Annotated in this window: 16 protein-coding genes; 12 read left to right on the top strand and 4 right to left on the bottom strand. The window is 43.1% G+C overall.

The features are described from left to right. Positions 1 to 78: 78 nt before the first annotated feature. Positions 79 to 1074: a gluconate operon transcriptional repressor GntR gene (gntR, locus tag M1F05_RS02160; RefSeq protein WP_206086236.1), complete on the bottom strand. Its 996-nt coding sequence runs from the start codon at positions 1072 to 1074 to the stop codon at positions 79 to 81. A 200-nt stretch (positions 1075 to 1274) separates the two neighbouring features. Between gntR and M1F05_RS02155 the strand changes: the two genes are divergently transcribed. The 7 genes from M1F05_RS02155 (at position 1275) to zur (ending at position 8729) form a co-directional block, all read left to right on the top strand. Beyond that, complete coding sequence (locus M1F05_RS02155) at positions 1275 to 2312, top strand: ABC transporter substrate-binding protein (protein ID WP_206086235.1); 1038 nt, start codon at positions 1275 to 1277, stop codon at positions 2310 to 2312. A 5-nt stretch (positions 2313 to 2317) separates the two neighbouring features. Next, entirely contained in the window at positions 2318 to 3325 is a 1008-nt protein-coding gene (locus M1F05_RS02150) for a FecCD family ABC transporter permease (RefSeq protein WP_206086361.1), read from the top strand. After that, the gene (locus M1F05_RS02145) at positions 3322 to 4089 is read left to right on the top strand and encodes an ABC transporter ATP-binding protein (protein ID WP_206086234.1); all 768 of its coding nucleotides are present in this window, start codon (positions 3322 to 3324) and stop codon (positions 4087 to 4089) included. The genes M1F05_RS02150 and M1F05_RS02145 overlap by 4 nt, the downstream gene beginning before the upstream one ends. Positions 4090 to 4100: 11 nt before the next feature. Next, entirely contained in the window at positions 4101 to 4919 is an 819-nt protein-coding gene (locus M1F05_RS02140; protein WP_206086233.1) for a class I SAM-dependent methyltransferase, read from the top strand. Beyond that, the gene (gene modD / locus M1F05_RS02135; protein WP_206086232.1) at positions 4916 to 5761 is read left to right on the top strand and encodes a ModD protein; all 846 of its coding nucleotides are present in this window, start codon (positions 4916 to 4918) and stop codon (positions 5759 to 5761) included. Before M1F05_RS02140 ends, modD begins: the two co-directional genes overlap by 4 nt. Positions 5762 to 5893: 132 nt before the next feature. Continuing rightward, complete coding sequence (locus tag M1F05_RS02130; protein WP_206086231.1) at positions 5894 to 7939, top strand: TonB-dependent receptor plug domain-containing protein; 2046 nt, start codon at positions 5894 to 5896, stop codon at positions 7937 to 7939. 268 nt (positions 7940 to 8207) lie between these two features. Then, on the top strand, positions 8208 to 8729 hold the full coding sequence (gene zur / locus M1F05_RS02125) for a zinc uptake transcriptional repressor Zur (protein ID WP_206086230.1): 522 nt from the start codon (positions 8208 to 8210) through the stop codon (positions 8727 to 8729). Between the two features lie 181 nt (positions 8730 to 8910). Here the strand turns inward: zur and lexA are convergent, their stop codons facing one another. Beyond that, positions 8911 to 9528: a transcriptional repressor LexA gene (lexA, locus tag M1F05_RS02120; RefSeq protein WP_206086229.1), complete on the bottom strand. Its 618-nt coding sequence runs from the start codon at positions 9526 to 9528 to the stop codon at positions 8911 to 8913. A gap of 137 nt (positions 9529 to 9665) precedes the next feature. Beyond that, on the bottom strand, positions 9666 to 10040 hold the full coding sequence (locus M1F05_RS02115; RefSeq protein WP_206086228.1) for a diacylglycerol kinase: 375 nt from the start codon (positions 10038 to 10040) through the stop codon (positions 9666 to 9668). Between the two features lie 126 nt (positions 10041 to 10166). Between M1F05_RS02115 and plsB the strand changes: the two genes are divergently transcribed. The 5 genes from plsB (at position 10167) to M1F05_RS02090 (ending at position 17520) form a co-directional block, all read left to right on the top strand. Then, positions 10167 to 12650, top strand: coding sequence for a glycerol-3-phosphate 1-O-acyltransferase PlsB (gene plsB / locus M1F05_RS02110; protein ID WP_206086227.1), 2484 nt, complete (start codon positions 10167 to 10169; stop codon positions 12648 to 12650). A 157-nt stretch (positions 12651 to 12807) separates the two neighbouring features. After that, a complete protein-coding gene (locus M1F05_RS02105; RefSeq protein WP_412990642.1) occupies positions 12808 to 12960 on the top strand; it encodes a transposase in 153 nt (50 codons plus the stop codon). Positions 12961 to 13444: 484 nt separating this feature from the next. Beyond that, a complete protein-coding gene (locus tag M1F05_RS02100; RefSeq protein ID WP_206086225.1) occupies positions 13445 to 15541 on the top strand; it encodes an inverse autotransporter beta domain-containing protein in 2097 nt (698 codons plus the stop codon). Positions 15542 to 15592: 51 nt separating this feature from the next. Next, entirely contained in the window at positions 15593 to 16363 is a 771-nt protein-coding gene (locus M1F05_RS02095; protein WP_206086224.1) for a ZirU family protein, read from the top strand. Positions 16364 to 16455: 92 nt separating this feature from the next. Further along, positions 16456 to 17520, top strand: coding sequence for a hypothetical protein (locus tag M1F05_RS02090; protein ID WP_206086223.1), 1065 nt, complete (start codon positions 16456 to 16458; stop codon positions 17518 to 17520). A 100-nt stretch (positions 17521 to 17620) separates the two neighbouring features. Here M1F05_RS02090 and ubiA read toward each other — a convergent pair whose 3' ends face one another. Further along, on the bottom strand, positions 17621 to 18475 hold the full coding sequence (ubiA, locus tag M1F05_RS02085) for a 4-hydroxybenzoate octaprenyltransferase (RefSeq protein WP_206086222.1): 855 nt from the start codon (positions 18473 to 18475) through the stop codon (positions 17621 to 17623). Positions 18476 to 18534: the final 59 nt, after the last annotated feature.

The following is an 18534-nucleotide window of genomic DNA, read 5'->3' as shown; positions in this document are numbered from 1 at the left end:
AGGAGCATACATAAGTATGTGACTAGGGTTGGCGAGTGCAGGCAACAACGCGACAGCGCGAAGTATGACGAGGAATAATTAGATGCTTTCGCCGGTAAGGACAGAAAACCCCACATCAAAGTGCGTCTCCGTAAGCTTCTTACCTGACATGCGGGCTAGGAGCACTTCTGCCGCCTTGCGCCCCATTTGATCTCTTGGCGTAAGGATACTGGCCAATTTCGGTGTCATCACTTGACCCACATCGTGCCCATGGAAACCTGAAATAGCTAAGTCTTGTGGAATATGAATCCCCAACCGCTGGCATTCAAATATCGCCCCTATCGCCAAGTCATCATTGGTACAAAACAACCCATCTGTATCGGGGTACTTCTCTAAACAATCATGCAATAACTTCGCCCCTAGCGAATAAGATGAGCTCTCCTGTGTCATCACATTACGGAACTCTAAATGGGCATCTAACATGGCTTGCTCGTAGCCTTTTAAGCGGATAAACGTTCGCTCATCATGCCTCGCCCCGATATACACCACTTTGCGACAACCTCGTTCTATCATCGCATGTGTCATTTGGCGAGAAGCTTCAAAGTTATCAATCCCCACGGCAACATCTAAGCAAGGTGAAACACTGTCCATAATCTCAACAACAGGGATGCCTGCCGTTTTTAGCATACGTAAGGTGCGCTCAGTGTGCGTCCTCTCTGCCAAAATCACGCCATCAATGTTATAAGAGAGTAATGAGGTTAGCCTTTCTTCTTCTTTTTCAGGTAAATAACCGTAGTGAGCTAACATGGTTTGATAGCCATGACAATCAGTGACCGCTTCTATCCCTCGGATCACTTCCGCAAAGACTTGGTTAGTTAATGAAGGAAGCAAAACACCAATCGCGTGGCTAGTTGAATTTGACAAAATATCAGGGGCTTTATTGGGAATATAGCCCAAACTTTCGAGCGCTTCGGCAATTTTCTCGCGCAAAGGCTCTGAAACTTGCTCTGGATTACGTAAAAAACGGCTCACCGTCATTTTCGTGATGCCGACTTGATCTGCTACATCCTGCAGTGAGGGTCTTTTCTTCTTCATAAGTCCAAAGTGATATTCATTAAATTAACGTTCTCTATGTTCAGCTATCTTTTTATTGATAGCAATGTTTGTTACTGATTTACATCACACAAATGTCGAGTTTTTCTAACAACTCGACTTTTCAGGTTGACTCTCTACTATGACTCCGCTAATTTTCGCGCTATATAACTATTATCATAACGGGTGTGTTCATATTTATTATGGCAATCAATCGTAGACAATTTCTTCAATCCAGTGCCTTACTTGCGGCTTTCTACAGTTTGCCTAGTTTCGCTAAAGGCCAGCGCTTTGTCGAAGAAGCACTCTTTGGCGAACTTCCTCTTGCAAGCCATATTCAGCGCGTTATCAGCTCGGGACCACCCTCTGATTTACTGATGTTTGCTCTTGCCCCAGAAAAAATGGTGGGGTTTGCTTCGATTTCACTAAACAAAGGCCATACTGGGCTTTTCGCACAACAATGGCGCAATTTTCCCGTTTACGGCCGCTTAGCGGGTCGAGGCAGTACGCTATCATTAGAACAACTTTTATCCTATAACCCTGACTTAATTATAGACACTGGCAATATTGATGATACTTATCGCTCACAAGCAGAGAAAGTGGCGAAACAGACCAATATTCCCTATTTATTGATTGCCGGTGGATTAAAAGACTCCCCCCAACAACTCACTCAGCTTGGTGAAACTCTCGGTGTTGAACCTCAAGCACAAAAACTCAGCCAACTCGCCCAGCGTTATCTGGATGATGCGGTTGCCTTTGCTAATAAACCCCAACAAAAACCATTAAGCTTTTACCTTGCTCGTGGGGCAAAAGGGCTAGAAACAGGCGCTAAAGGCTCGATTCATACCGAAGCGATAGAAATGCTCGGTTTGCGTAACGTCGTGGATATCCCTAATTTTCGCGGGCTCACCTCCATTTCCATGGAGCAACTTTATCAATGGAACCCTGATATTATTATAACGCAATATGATGAAGCCATTGAATTTATGACGTCCTCACCACTGTGGAAAGGGCTAGATGCTATCGCCAATCAGCAATTGCTTGTCTTTACGGGCATGCCATTTGGCTGGTTAGATGGCCCTCCTGGCGTTAACCGCCTTCTTGGCATGCGCCGTTTACAAAGCCACTTTGATGGCCATATTGCCGCGACGATAAAGCAAGATATCGCTGAATTCTTTGACCTTTTCTATCATTCACCATTAACCTCTGAGCAGGTTGATTTACTGATGGAAAAATCATGAGTGGAATGACGTACAAAGGGGTTAAACCCTTATTATTAATTCTCATTTTATTCGTTAGCTTAGTGATTGCTTTAACGAGTGGTAAGTATTCACTTACCCTCGATGAACTGTACCGCCTATTTGCCAGTTTATTTTCCTCTCAAGTTGATGTTAGTGACCCACGTAATGAAACCGTTTTTTGGCAAATACGTTTCCCTCGCACATTAGCTGCAATTATTATTGGCGGAGCACTATCCATTGCAGGTGCGGCTTACCAAGGTATGTTTCGCAACCCACTGGTTTCCCCCGATATTTTAGGGGTTTCAGCAGGTGCTGGCGTTGGCGCTGTTGTCGGTATTTTCTTTGGACAATCATTGATTTATATTCAGTTAGCCGCCTTTATTGGGGGCTTAATCACCGTGGCCGTCGTGTGTTTTATTGCGCGTCTTGCACGCCAACATGATCCAATTTTATCGTTAGTCCTTGTCGGTGTTGCCATCAGCGCCATTTGTGGCTCTGCCATTTCTTTGATGAAAATTTTGGCAGACCCTTACACCCAATTACCTTCAATTACATTTTGGTTGTTAGGCGGGTTATCATCCATTACGCAAGAAGACCTTTTGTCCGTCTTGCCATTAATGATAATCGGCATCATTCCCCTGCTATTATTACGATGGCGAATGAATTTGCTGAGCTTATCGGATGAAGAAGCCAAAAGCCTTGGTATTAATGTGAGTTTAATGCGCGCTATCTTTATCGTCTGCGCCACGTTACTCACGGCGAGTGCGGTATCCATTGCGGGGATTATTGGTTGGATAGGGTTGATTGTCCCCCATATCACTCGGATGATAGTAGGCGCTAACTTTCGTTACCAGCTCCCTGCATCACTGGCGATTGGAGCAATTATGCTGCTGATCACGGATACCCTCGCTCGTACAATTGCCGCCATTGAACTACCGTTGGGGATCCTCACCTCTGCGGTCGGTGCACCGTTCTTTTTGGCTATTTTATTGCAAACAAGGCGGGTCAAATGACGATAATGACCCTTAATAACGTTGCCATTGGCTACCACAACACCACAATCATTGATGGCATCAATCTTTCCTTACCTGAAAAGGAAATTACTTGCCTGCTGGGTGCAAATGGTTGCGGCAAAACCACCTTAATGAAAACGTTATTAGGTTTGCTACCCGCAATCCATGGCGAAATTTCGCTCAATAATCAGTCCATAAAAACGCTAAAACAGCGGGACATCGCAAGAGTGATTGCTTACGTACCACAAGCCCACGATACGCCTTTTACCTTTACTGTATTAGATATGGTTATGATGGGCTTAACCCCTCATATTTCTTTATTTTCTGTCCCTGGTGATAGCGAAAAAAACCAAGCTCTTCAACAACTCGAACGGCTGAACATCCCTCACCTTGCGACTCGCCTTTACAGCACACTCAGTGGCGGCGAAAAACAATTAGTCTTAATCGCCCGCGCGTTAATACAAAAACCCTTGCTACTGATTATGGATGAACCTGCCGCTAGCCTCGATTTTGGTAACCAAATTCGCCTACTTGAGCAAATTGAGAAATTGAAAGCCCATGGCATGACCGTGTTGATGTCGACCCATCACCCACAACACGCCGCCGCCATCGCTGACAACGTCATTTTGCTAGACAAACAACAAAAAGCGCGACAAGGCTTATCAAAAAGTATGTTAACACTTACTAACTTGGCAGCACTTTATAATGTGGATGAGCGCAGTATTCAAGCTCACTTCCAGCTTCCATCAACGTTTTCTTATTAAGGTCAGGGATCATGTTAATCAACCAAATTGATTTTTCTAAAATGTACCAAGAGCATATGCAGCAAGCGCATAGAACCCGCAAAGAACCCGAACATTGGGATAAAAAAGCCCAGCAAATGGCACAAAATTGTGCAAATCCTAATGACCCCTATTTAGTACGCTTTCGTGAACTGATGGATTTTACGGGCGCACACACTTTGCTAGATGTGGGCTGTGGCCCAGGTTCGATTAGCCTGTGCCTTGCCAATGAATTTAAAGAGGTTATTGGTATTGATTACAGCGGTGGCATGCTAGAGATGGCACGGCTTCGCGCTAAAGAACTTGGTATTCCCAATGCCCACTTTGAGCAACTTGCCTGGGAAGACAGTTGGGCAACTCTGCCTAAAGTGGATATATCCGTCGCTTCCCGCTCAACGTTAGTCGATGATTTAAAAGCGGCACTACTTAAGCTAAATCGCCAGACAAAACTGCGCGTTTACACCACGCATACCATCAACCCAACCTTTATTGATGAAAATATTATCCGTGAAATTGGCCGTGAAGTAATTCGTTTGCCAACCTATATTTATGCGGTGAACATCCTGCATCAAATGGGTATCAATGCCCGTGTCGATTTTATTAAGAGCCCAAATAAAGGCGGCTTTGATAACTTTGAAGCCTTTGTAGATAGTGTCAATTGGTCACTCAAAAATATCACGCCAGAAGAAACGGATATTCTTCGCCACTATTACGATGTTCAAACAGCATCAGGTAAGAAAATATCTTATCCATCAAGGGACTGGGCGATGGTCTCGTGGGATGTTGTGGATGAATCGGAACTGACATTATGATTTATCTACCTGATGCATTAATTGACCAGCTGCTGTTAGACGATATTCAATATGGAGACTTAACCACCCGCGCCTTGGGGCTGCACTCACAACTTGGCGTAATGACATTTGCCTCCAAGCAAGGGGGCTGCGTCAGTGGTATTCACATTGCAAAACGCATGCTAGAAAAGCTAGGGATTACCTGTGAATGCCATTTTCATGATGGGCAGATTGTCGAACCGCAAAGTATTTTAATTCGTGCCACAGGGCCGATTGAAGCGTTACATCAAGGCTGGAAAGCGGTGCAAAACGTCCTTGAATGGTGCGGGGGTGTTAGCCACTACACCCAGCAAATGGTCTCTATTTTGCGCCAGTATCAACCTAATGGGCAACTCGCTTGTACGCGAAAAACCATTCCAAACACTAAGCCTCTTGCCTTAACTGCGATTTTGGCAGGAGGCGCCATTATTCACCGAACAGGCAGCGCAGAAAGTATTTTGCTGTTTACTAACCATCGCCAGTGCCTTGAAAATCCAGATGATTGGAATGCGCATGTGCAAGCTTTACGCCAAAATGCACCCGAAAAGTTAATCATTGTGGAAGCCGACGATTATCAACAAGCTGAACTTGCCATCAAAGCGCAAGCAGATATTGTGCAGCTCGATAAATTGCCAACAAACCAAATTCAGCAATTACAGCAGCTGGCTAACGCGCAGAATCGGCCTTGTCAGTTGTCTTTAGCGGGTGGAATCAATTTAAAAACCATTGAAGAATTCGCCCAAACAGGCGTGCCATTGTTGGTGACTTCCGCACCATATTATGCGGCACCTCGAGATATAAAAGTGAAGATTTTTAAGCAGTAACCTAAGAAGTCTGCGTTAAAAAACCATTCGCTAAAACAGCCTACCCCCATAGGCTGTACTGACTTATGGCTAATGACGCACATCGTTATATAAAAAATAATATATCGTAATTAATGAAACTGGAAAGACATAATGAAAATAAAACAAATAACCTATTTAGTTGGGATGGCTTTATTCGCAGCACAAGGGCACGCCGCATCTGACCCTAAAGCAGAGAAAAATACTGACGTGATGTCTGTTTGGAGTACGCCACTTGCAGCGGATGCCAATGTCATCACTGAAGAACAAATGAAGCAATTGAATAAAACCAACGTAGCGCAAGCATTGAGCACCATGCCAGGAGTCTCTATTCAAAAATCAGGTAATCGTAACGAAACACAGGTGAATGTGCGTGGTTTCGATAGCCGCCAAGTACCTATCTTCTTTGATGGTATCCCAACCTACGTGCCCTATGATGGTACGTTGGACTTAGGCCGCTTTATGACTAGCGAGTTGGCGAGTGTTGAGCTTTCGACGGGCTATACCTCGTTACTGCAAGGGCCAAACTTGATGGGTGGTGCAATTAACTTAACCACCGCAACACCGAAAAAGCCGTTTGAAGCCAATATCAGCTTAAACCAAGGTTTTGCTCGTGGTGCAGATAATGCCCACAATATTAGCGCACGATTAGGTGGCCGCAATGACTTAGGGTTTATTCAAGTCAGTGGTAGCCAGTATAAGCAGCGTTTTGCTGGCTTACCTGGCTCTGATGATAATAATGCTTTTGCAGGCACACATGGCCGCAGAACAAACTCATCTAGTGATGATAAACGCTTAATGATTAAAGCAGGTTGGACACCTCGAGAAAGCGATGAGTATGTGGTGACCTATATTAAACAAGATGGACAAAAAGATAGCGCTACAGATATTGCTCCCGATGTAAAAAAAGGATTACAACGTTGGCAATGGCCTGCATACGATAAAGAAAGTATTTACTTTAACGGAACAACACAGATAACCAGTGATATTGCCTTACAAAGCCGGATTTATCACGATAGCTTTAAAAATACCCTTCACCAATATACTGATGCTAAAAGTAAGGTGAAAAGCACTAGCTATGACGAATACAAAAAGTGGAATATGAATTACAGCCGTTACGATGACTACAGCAACGGTGCCGACATGCGTGTTGATTTCACCGTGCGTGAACTCGATATGTTGTCATTCGCCGCACACTGGAAAGAAGACGTTCACCGTTCTCGTGGTAATAAGGTTGTCCCATTTGATCGTTATAAAGACCAAACGTGGTCTACTGCTGCTGAATACCAATGGGTTGCAACTGATAAACTAGATATTATTGGTGGTATTGGTTACGACTGGCGTAAAAGCGATGATGGAAAACGTTATATTTATAATAAGCAGAATGTCGTCACTGGCATTGAAACCTATGATAGCAACAACCAAAATGCCTTTAATTGGGAAGTCATGGCGCGTTACCACTTAGCAAATGAAGACACAGTACAATTCTCTATTTCTGAAAGAAGTCGTTTCCCTACACAAAAAGAACGCTATACAAAGAATAAAATCAGAAATAAAGACTCCTTCGAGATCAATCCTCATCTTGATGCAGAACGTGCACTAACCTACGATTTAACCTATAAAGGATACGTTACTCCTCAATGGACCTATACAACTAGCGCTTATTATAATCATGTATCGGATGCCATCATGGCACACCATATCGGAAAAAATAACGATGGTGGCGATTTACTACAAAACCGCAATAGCGGAAAAGTCGACTACTTCGGTATTGATTTAGGCACGACAGGCCAAATTACTGATTGGATGGAAGCAGGTTTAAGCTACGGGTATATTCATGCCGATCCAAAACACTACAGCGTCAAGCATGTGGCTGAGCTGCCAACCCATAAAGCCTTTGCTTGGGTAAAATTTACCCCTTACGAACCGTTTAGTATTACGGTGACTGAAGAAGCCAGAAGCTGGGCATTTAACTATGTGGATGCTGAAAGTAAAGTGCGCGGATTTGCTAAAACTGACCTGCGTTTAGATTATGACTTAGGGCAAGGCGTTTCCGTCAATAGCTCAGTGAATAACTTATTTGATAAGTCTTATGAATATACCAATGGCTATATTGAAGAAAGTCGCAACTATTGGTTAGGTATTGAATATAAATACTAACCCATAATATATTAGGCAGAGATTTAATTCTTTGCCTAATATTTATTATCGTATCCATAGAATACCATCATATATTTTTAATAAATAAAAATATATTCATTGTTTTCTCCATTTATTATTTCTTTTATTTTTCATTTTTATCTAACAAAATTCAGTTGAGTACATGCCCTTCTCCCTTCTACTTTCTCTTTTCAAGCTATTTCAGTCAGAAAACTATGATAAACTTGTTCCTATAGTCGATACTTAGTTTTCGAAGTTGGAGTCAAAAATGAAAAAAATGAGTGAAGATAAGATACTTGTGATGGCAGAGCGTATCTGCCAATCAAGGGGCGTTAGATTGACTCCACAGCGAGAAACCGTGTTACGTCTTATTGCACAACAACACGGAGCTATCAGTGCCTACGATTTATTAGATTTGCTGCGTGAAGTTGAACCACAAGCAAAACCACCCACTGTTTACCGTGGGCTTGAGTTTTTAATGGAGCAAGGCTTTATTCATAAAATAGAGTCAACCAACAGCTACGTTGTTTGCCATCACTTTGATAACCCAAGTCATATCTCAGTGATGCTAATTTGTGACCATTGTGGCAGCGTGACTGAAAGTGATTGCGCAACAATAGAAGCCGCCATTATTAGCCTAGCGGAAACTAATCAGTTCCGTTTAAGGCATACTGTTGTGGAAAACCATGGTTTATGTAAAAACTGTGATGAAATTGATAGCTGCAAAGACCACGCACACTGTAGCCATGACCATGAGCAACCGATCACTGCAAAAAAAAGTAGCAAATAACGTTGTAGAATCCACGACATTACTTATATAAAAAAAGAATACGAAAAGTAGTATAAAAAAGGATATAAAAGATAAGAACTAAGTAAAGCAGGCAGATCTCTATACATCAATGTGAAATCTGCCAGCAATAATGGAAAAATCAAACAAGCAGCGCGCCGCTACCTACCTGATAATCTAAGAATTAATACCAATCACTATTACGGATCACCCCAACTGCTAAACCCTCAATGGTGAAGCTTTGCTCGCGTAAATCGACAACAATCGGCGCAAACTCAGGATTTTCAGCGATTAACTCAACACGATTACCTTGTTGTTTAAAACGTTTAACAGTCACTTCATCATCAATGCGCGCAACAATCACTTGGCCATTATGCGCATTTTGTGTTTTATGAACTGCTAATAAGTCACCGTCCATAATACCGATGTCTTTCATCGACATACCATTCACACGTAATAGGAAATCTGCGTGAGGTTTAAAAAGTTCAGGATCAACCTGATAATGACTTTCAATATGTTCTTGTGCCAGTAAAGGTTCGCCAGCGGCAACGCGCCCAATCAAAGGTAACCCTTGATCTTCAGCCTCTTCTTCAAGAAGTAGACGGATGCCTCGTGATGCCCCAGAAACAATTTCAATTACACCCTTGCGAGCCAAGGCTTTTAAATGTTCTTCTGCCGCATTAGGCGAACGAAAACCAAGACTTGCTGCTATTTCAGCACGTGTAGGAGGCATACCTGTTTGCGAAATGTGGTCACGCACCAGATCATAAACCTGCTGTTGTCGAGCCGTCAGTGCTTTCATTCCGTTCCCCTGTTTGTTTATACAGTCAAACTGTGAGTATATACAGGTAAATGAAGATTTGAAACAGTTAAATTGCTGAATTTAGGCATTTGCTATCGATTGACTCTCTTTTCTCGACTCTAAACAACGTTTATTGGCTAGGCAGAAAAATAACGCTGCCATAAAATCAGTGCCCATATAAATAACGCTAAACCAATACTGATGAATACAGCCGCTGACCCAATATCTTTAGCGCGCCCTGAAAGTTCATGATATTCACTGCCAATACGATCAACAACAGCTTCTATTGCACTATTTAGTAACTCGACGATAGCCACCAGCACAACGGAGCTGATCAGCAATATTCTATCCACGTAACTGATATCTAAGCAAAAGGCGATAATAATCGCAATGACTGCGGCAACAGACTCCTGCCTAAATGCCGCTTCATTTATCCAAGCCGCTTTTAACCCCTTAAGGGAGTACCCTGCTGCTTTAATCACGCGGGTAAAACCCTTAGTTTGACTTGCCATATTTATTCCTTAAAAAATTCAAACAATAATCGATTTTTACAGTCAAAGTGAATCGTCAGTAACAGATCTACCAGTGGATTTCTGGTATGATTGCGCAGCATTGTTAACAAGAGGCTATAATCATTTATGTCACTATGGCGTAAAATATATTACAACACGTTGAATTTACCACTTAAATTATTGGTAAAAAGTAAACTAATTCCATCGGACCCAATTACAGAGCTGCAGCTTGATACCAACAGGCCAACGCTGTATGTATTGCCTTATCACTCTAAGTCCGACCTCCTAACGCTACGGCATCAATGCTTGGCTATCGGTCTGCCTGACCCTTTGGTTGATAACGACATCAATGGAACAAAGCTTCCTGCTTATGTGTTTATCGATGATGGCCCACGCGTATTTCGTTATTACTCACCAGATCCGCGTAAAGATTCCGTCAAAACATTCCATGCGTATTTAGATTTGCATAAAAACAATCCGAATCTGGATATTCAAATGCTCCCCGCATCGGTTATGTTTGGGCGCTCTCCAGGTCGTGAAGGGCATACCCCTGCACCACCACTGAAGCTATTAAACGGGGTGCAAAAATTCTTTGCTGTCCTGTGGTTAGGTCGTGATAGCTTTGTTCGCCTATCGCCCCCCGTTTCCATCGGGAAAATGGCGCAAGACCACGGCACAGATACCATTATTGCGAATAAATTAGCGCGTGTCGCCCGCATTCACTATTCCCGCCAACGCCTTGCGGCTGTCGGCCCGAAATTGCCCGCACGCTATGAACTATTCAATAAGCTTTTGACCTCAAAAGCGATTGAAAAAGCAGTCGAAGATGAAGCACGCAGTAAAAAAATTCCACTGAAAAAAGCACAGCAAAATGCGGTGAATATGATGGAAGAAATTGCTGCGAACTTCTCCTATGAAGCCGTGCGTTTAACTGACCGTGTACTGAGCTGGACATGGAACCGCCTCTATCAAGGCATTAATGTGCAGCATGCTGAGCGCGTTCGCCAATTAGCGCAAGATGGCCATGAAATTGTGTATGTGCCTTCCCACCGAAGCCACATGGACTACCTATTGCTGTCTTATGTTCTTTATCATCAAGGCTTAGTCCCGCCGCATATCGCCGCAGGGATCAACTTGAATTTTTGGCCAGCTGGCCCAATTTTCCGCCGCCTTGGTGCCTTCTTTATCCGCCGCACCTTTAAAGGAAATAAACTCTATTCCACGGTTTTCCGTGAGTATTTAAGTGAGTTATTTGCTCGCGGTTACTCTATTGAGTATTTTGTTGAAGGTGGACGTTCCCGAACTGGCCGTTTATTACAGCCAAAAACGGGAACGCTATCAATGACACTGCAAGCCATGCTACGTGGTGATTCGCGCCCTATCACTATCGTACCTATCTATATTGGTTATGAACATGTGATGGAAGTAGGCACTTACGCAAAAGAGCTGCGCGGTGCAGAAAAAGAGAAAGAAGGCTTATTTTCAATGATCCGCGGCTTGCGCAAGCTGCGTAACTTAGGTCAAGGATATGTGAACTTTGGCCAGCCAATTTCCCTTTCTCATTACCTTAACCAACGCGTGCCAGATTGGCGTGATTCGATTGACCCTATTGAGCCGCAGCGCCCAACTTGGTTAAACCCAACAGTCAGCTCGTTAGCAGATAACATCATGGTGAATATCAATAATGCTGCCGCAGCTAACGCTATCAACTTGTGCGCAACGGCTTTACTGGCCTCACGTCAACGTTCATTAACCCGTGAGCAGTTAATTGAGCAAGTGGAATGTTATCTGCAATTATTACGCAATGTGCCATACACCGCCGATGCGACTACGCCAAATAAAACGGCTGAACAACTGCTCGAACACGCGTTGCAAATGGATAAATTCGAGGTAGAAAAAGACAGCATGGGGGATATTATTATTCTTCCTCGTGAAAATGCCGTATTAATGACCTACTACCGTAATAATATCCACCACTTATTGGTGTTACCGTCACTGATCACCAGTATTGTGTTGCACCATGAGCGTATCAGTCGTCAAGAAATTCACCATCAAGTCAGCCAAATCTATCCGTTCTTAAAAGCTGAACTGTTTATGCGTTATAACGACGAACAGCTGCGTGAAACAGTCGATACTCTGATTGATGAGCTAAATAATCAAAAACTTATCTGTCTAAGAGACGACGAAATGGTGGTATTGAACCCACGCCGTATTCGTCCATTACAACTCTTAGCCGCTGGTATCCGTGAAACATTACAACGCTACGCAATCACGCTGTCATTACTCAATGCCAGCCCTGAAATAAGCCGTAATACGTTGGAAAAAGAAAGCCGTATTCTTGCACAACGTCTCTCTGTACTTCACGGTATTAATGCCCCTGAGTTCTTTGATAAAGCAGTATTCTCAACGCTCGTTGATACGCTTAGAGAAGAAGGCTATATCGATAACAATGAAAATGATATCTTCACCACTAACGCTAAAAAACTGTATGCGGTTCTTGCGCGGTTAATGTCCCCAGAAATTCGTTTAACCATTGAAAGTGTTAGCCAAGACGATGAGTTTTCCACTGCGATAGAGAAGAGTACAGAAGCTGAAACAAATGTAGACTAGAAATCTTGGCACTAAATAAGTAAAAGGGGTAATGTTATTCACATTACCCCTTTGATTTAATAGAGCTAGTGCTAACAATAATCTATGTCCTAAATAATTCGAAGTGCCGCACCAATGATGAATTGTTTTTTGAAACCACTGAGTTCGATTAATCAAGGTGATGTTGCTGAATTATTTATCTAGTATTATCTCTGAGCATCGCTTGGTTAAAGAAATCCAAACCAATGGCGCTTACTTTTGGTTCCTAGATATAGGACTCACTGGAAAAGTATCGAATTCCGCCACACTAACCAAAACAGCCAATACCTAATATTGATAGCTAGAAGGATAGGCGATTTTTATGTGTATTCAATATTATTTCAATAAAAGAAAAGCCGCCAAAACCCAACATAAAAAATTGATAAATAAAAATAAATTCAAAAAAAACACGCAATTTGAAATATGGTAAATATCAAAAATAATTTCAATTCATAATAAATTATCATTTCTTAATTAATCCCACTCTCTATAACTTCTTATTTAGTCCAAACAAGTACGTTCACATTATCAATCTAAATATATAAATTTCACCGTAAGACGAAATGCAATCATTGAGTCGAGTATTAACATCCATCATCAAAATGAGACATTAGATTACATAGCTGAAATTTATAACAGCAACTCAATATCTGCTTATCTCACTCTATTATTGGTGTTTAGCACCTTTGATAGTTCATTTATTCACAATGGAAATATCCTCATTATGGAAACAACAACTTAAAGGAAGAAATAAAAGGAATAAAAGGAATAAATAAATGATTTTTGGTATTAACCGTTACAGTATCAAATCATCTCAGATGCCCTTATTGATTCCCGTTTTACTGTCCGTATCCATCATACCAACTGGTTCAGTCTTTGCTACTGGGTTTGTAGATGGAATGAAAGTGAAGCCTTACCACCTGCAGACAGGAGAGACCGTTCACAGTGTGGCTCATCAATACAATCTGACGGTGGAGGAATTAAAAACATTAAATCAAAAACGCAATTTCGCCCGCGCTTTTGAACAACTCTCAGCTGGAGATCAAATCGATGTACCAAGCACTTACATCGCCAATACGACAGATAAAACGACGAAGAAAGGTGTACAAGTAAACGACTCAGATAGTGAAATTGAGAACTGGTTGGCCCAAACTGCCCCTAACTTTTTCCAAGCGATGAACACACAAAGTGCAGAGGAGTACCTGACTAAACAGGCCAAGGATATGGCGGTGAGCACAGCGTCATCAACCATGGAGAGTTGGTTAAATCAATATGGTACTGCACAAATTAGTATACAGCCGGGAGATAAACTGTCACAGAGTACGCTGTCTGCCGACATGCTGTTACCCGTATATCAAAACCCAGATTGGCTGGTGTTCACTCAGTTAGGAGGTCGGAACCTTAATGATCGCACCACCCTAAACTTAGGAGTGGGCGCTCGTCGGTTCAATGACCAATGGATGTATGGCGTCAACACCTTTTATGACGCTGATATTACAGGTGGGAACAGCCGACTCGGTATTGGCGGAGAATTGTGGTCCGATAATCTACGCTTTTCAACCAATGGTTATCTGCGACTCAACAACTGGCATCAGTCACGGGATTTTGACGACTACGATGAACGCCCCGCCAACGGATTTGATATGACCGCCAGTGCTTGGTTGCCATCTTATCCACAACTTGGTGGCAAACTGAAATATGAACAATATTTCGGTGATGAAGTGGCAATGAAAGGTAAGGACTCTCGTAGTAAGTCGCCAAAAACAATGACTGTAGGGTTGAATTACACCCCTATTCCATTAATTACCCTTGGGGCTGACTGGCGTACAGGACAAGGAACTGATGATCTGCAACTTCAGGCACAACTGACCTATTCATTCGGTGTGCCTTGGAAAGACCAAATATCATCGAGTTCAGTTGCTCGCCTGCGTTCGCTCTCAGGCAGCCTAATGGCACTGGTTGAGCGCAATAACAACATTGTACTCGAATACCGTAAACAGGATTTGATCAGTTTAATACTGCCGCAGGAAATCCGTGGTCGAGGTGCCAGCCTACAGTCACTGAGCGCTATCTTAAAAGCGAAATATGGTGCTGAACGTGTGAAATGGGGAATGCTGACAAAGTTTTCATCCAACGGTGGGAAAGTACAGTCTGTTGGCAAAAGTTTAACAGCTTGGCAAATTCGCCTACCTGCTTGGCAGGCGGGTAAAAGCAATACTTATACCCTAAGTGCTATTGCATGGGATGGAAAGGGAAATGCATCAAAACCGGCCTATATAAAAGTGATTGTCGACGCAGGGTTTTCTAACCGCTACTCAAGTTTGACTGTTGGATCAGGTGTACTGAATGTCGGTCAGTCGGAGGTATTAACGCTGACGATGCGGGATGAGCAGAATGCACCGATGACTAAATTGGCTTCATCGATTCAGTTGCCGTTCGCCTTCACGACACAAAAAGGCGGGTCATCACTATCGCCTTCGCAAAGTGGCGTTAAGTTGGAGGCGTTGAAAGAAACTGCACCGGGTGTTTATACCACCACCATCACCACTGGAAAATTGCCGGGCACCCTCATTTTTAGTCCGAAGGTAGAGGGGATCAATCTAGCGTCAACAAAAATAGAAGTGATGGCAGCCCCCGTAGGATTACAAATATTTCATAACGGCAGTGTTATAAAAAAGCGCCCCGTCGTTGGGGATGTCCTAACAGCAACACCAGAGTGCCAAGTCAACTGCATTTTGCCGACAGCTTGGCAATGGGAAGTGGAGACAATACAAGGATCAGGACAGTATCAAGCGATTAATGGCGCTACAGCCATGACATATACAGTCACCGCAGACACGCAAAAACGCAGGTTGCGAGTGACCGCACAATAAATACGCCTATAGGGCAACTTAAATTAATTTAAAATATAAGGTAATAATTAGATGAGCAACAAAAATCAACAAACCCCAATGATCCGCAAAAACAACCTATCTGTCCTGATTGCGGGAGCCGTGTTAGGCATGACTTTTGGTACATCGGCACTCGCTGCCACGACTCAGACTCCGATCTCGATAACTTCCCCAGCAACAACTGCGGTTATTGGTCATGCACCAGAGCTAAAAGCGGGTACCATCACGGCCACAGATAAGAACAATGACGGTGTATTAGGTGAGAATGATGAGTTGAAAGCGTCAGGTTTTGACTTCAGTGATAAAGACAACGATACACTAGTGTCTATCGTCTATAAATGGCATGACGGCAAAAATGTTATTGCAGGGCAAACGAGCGACACGCTGAAACTGACATCGGCGTTGTTAGGTAAAAACATTACCGTTAAGGCCGTCGCAAAAACGGATCCAGCTAAGACGGAGCCGTCAGAGAGTGTAGCCGTAGCAGCAGCAACCTTCATCGATATCGGTGGTAAGACAATAGTGGGCGGCACTAATATCCCAACAGTGAATGGCAATATCGTGAAATCAGTAACTATTTCGGGTCTCACTGGAGCTGGGTCACGACCGCTGGTTGGTGATTCGCTGAAAGCAAATGTCACCTGTCACGGGACTTGTGATAATAACCTGACTTACAAGTGGCAGATTCAAGACTCTGTGAATTCGAGCAAATACACAGATATTTCAGGTGCAACCACAGCAACATACACGGTTAAGGGCACAGAGCAGAAACGTAAAATTCAGGTTATCGTTTCGAACAAATAATCACTATCCCCCGCAGCGAAACATTTCGCTGCGGTATTTTTGATAATAAGCACCCATAACACACTGCGATAACAGAAGAGGATATTCATAAAATGGCAGAGAGGACAAAAATTATCCCCCTTATTCGTCTGATAACGCTGGCAGCAGGATTGGTCATCGTAGGAGGCGCATCCGCTTCTGTGATCGAAGTCAATACCCAAACGCTTCCCGTTATCGGTCATGCACCTGTCGTGACTGATGTTCAATTTAATAATAAGACACCCGCCGTTAATGACACGGTCACCGCTGATCCAAAGATAACGGATGCAGATAAGGATGCATTAGAAACATCACTTTTTCAATGGAAACTCGATGGTAAAAATATTCCAGGAGCCACGCAAAATAGCTATAAACTCGTCCCCGGCGATGGCAATGGAAAACAACTGTCGGTCGAGGTCACGCCACAAACCGACCCTAAAATCACAGAACCAGCAACTGGCGCTATATTCACTTCATCAACTCTCACGACTAGAGGGCTGGCACCAGAAGCTCATGATGTGAAAATTGATGGTCAGCCAGAGCCTGGTGGATTACTGACTGGAAATTATCGCTACCATGATGGGGACAGCCCGAGCGATCCTGAGAGTGGAACCAGTTTCGAGTGGTTCTGTTTGCGTAACAAGAATCATCAGGCGATATCAACAAGCAGAACTTATCACATACAAGATGCAGATATAGGGTGTGAAATTTATTTTAATGTCATCCCTCGCTCATCAAGCGGAACACCGAGTACAGGTGCGCAAGTTCAATCGAATAAGGTCACTGTAGCTAAAGCAATACCATCACATCTAGTAGAAATATATAACGGCAACCAAATAGGGAATCGCTCCGGATATGGGTACAATATGGTGATAAATTATTCGCACCTCGGTTATGGCAAACCGATATCAATAGCCACCAGTGAATACCAGAACGGAAATGTCGGTATGAGACAAACGTATCTGGTTGGTAAGAAGACTTCCAGTGGTTCAATTGTTACTGACGACGGAAACACTATAAAGTTTGGAAAGAATGCACAATCCAGTATCGGGGATACTATTTATCTTGTGGTCCACGTTTATTTTCCAAACGGCAAAGTTGCCCACGCGACATCGTCTAAAATAGTACTGCAGCGTTAGTAATTTGCTCACTCAAAACCCTAGCCATTTGGTTAGGGTTTTTCCAGCCATTGAGAGGAAAAGCTGAAAAGCATGCTCCTGTTAATCGTCAACAACCTGTTTACCAATAACTCAATAAAATTCCGACAAATAAGATAAAACCAACATAGTTATTATTCATAAAAGCTTTAAAACAGGGAGCACGCTCTCTATTGACCATCAGTTTTTGCTGATAAACAAATAACCCCACAACCAGCGCCAGAGAAAAATAGTAAATGCTCCCCAGAGCAGCCAATGATCCCACAGCCACCAGCAAGCCGACCATCAGTAATTGCAGTAACCCAATAATTAATTTGTCATACTGGCCAAATAAAATGGCTGTTGATTTCACGCCGATTTTTAAATCATCGTCACGGTCAACCATGGCATATTGCGTGTCGTAAATCACTGACCAAATAATATTTATGAAAAACAATACCCAGCATACTAACGGAAGTGTTTCACCCACCGCAGAGAAGGCCATTGGAATCGACCAGCCAAATGCTGCGCCCAGTACAACCTGAGGTAAATGACTGACTCTTTTAACAAAAGGGTAAATCCATGCCAAAGCAAGCGCCGCAATGGACAACCAAATTGTCATTAAATTTAAAGTTAAAACCAGCAAGAAGGACACACCCACTAAACTTGCAAACAAAATTTTAGCTTCTTTTTCCGTCACATCCCCACTAGGTAATGGGCGATGTTTGGTGCGTTCCACATGACCATCAAAATGTCGGTCAGCGAAATCATTAATCACACAACCTGCGGCGCGCATGAAAAACACCCCCGCAGTAAACACAATCAAAATGTGCAAATTGGGCGTGCTTTGAGCAGCTATCCAGAGTGCCCAATACGTCGGCCAAAGTAATAACAGTGAACCGATGGGTCTATCAATACGCATTAAACGGCTGTATGCATGCCATTTACTTAGCGTCATACTTCCCTCCACTTTGTCGTGCTCCTTTTCTCACTCCATCATACTTCAAAATAGGTAGG

This window comes from Providencia sp. PROV252 (assembly GCF_033676005.1).
GTDB lineage: Bacteria > Pseudomonadota > Gammaproteobacteria > Enterobacterales > Enterobacteriaceae > Providencia > Providencia vermicola.
The sequence above is the reverse complement of the archived record's forward strand: the minus strand, read 5'-3'. Positions and strand labels throughout refer to the sequence as shown.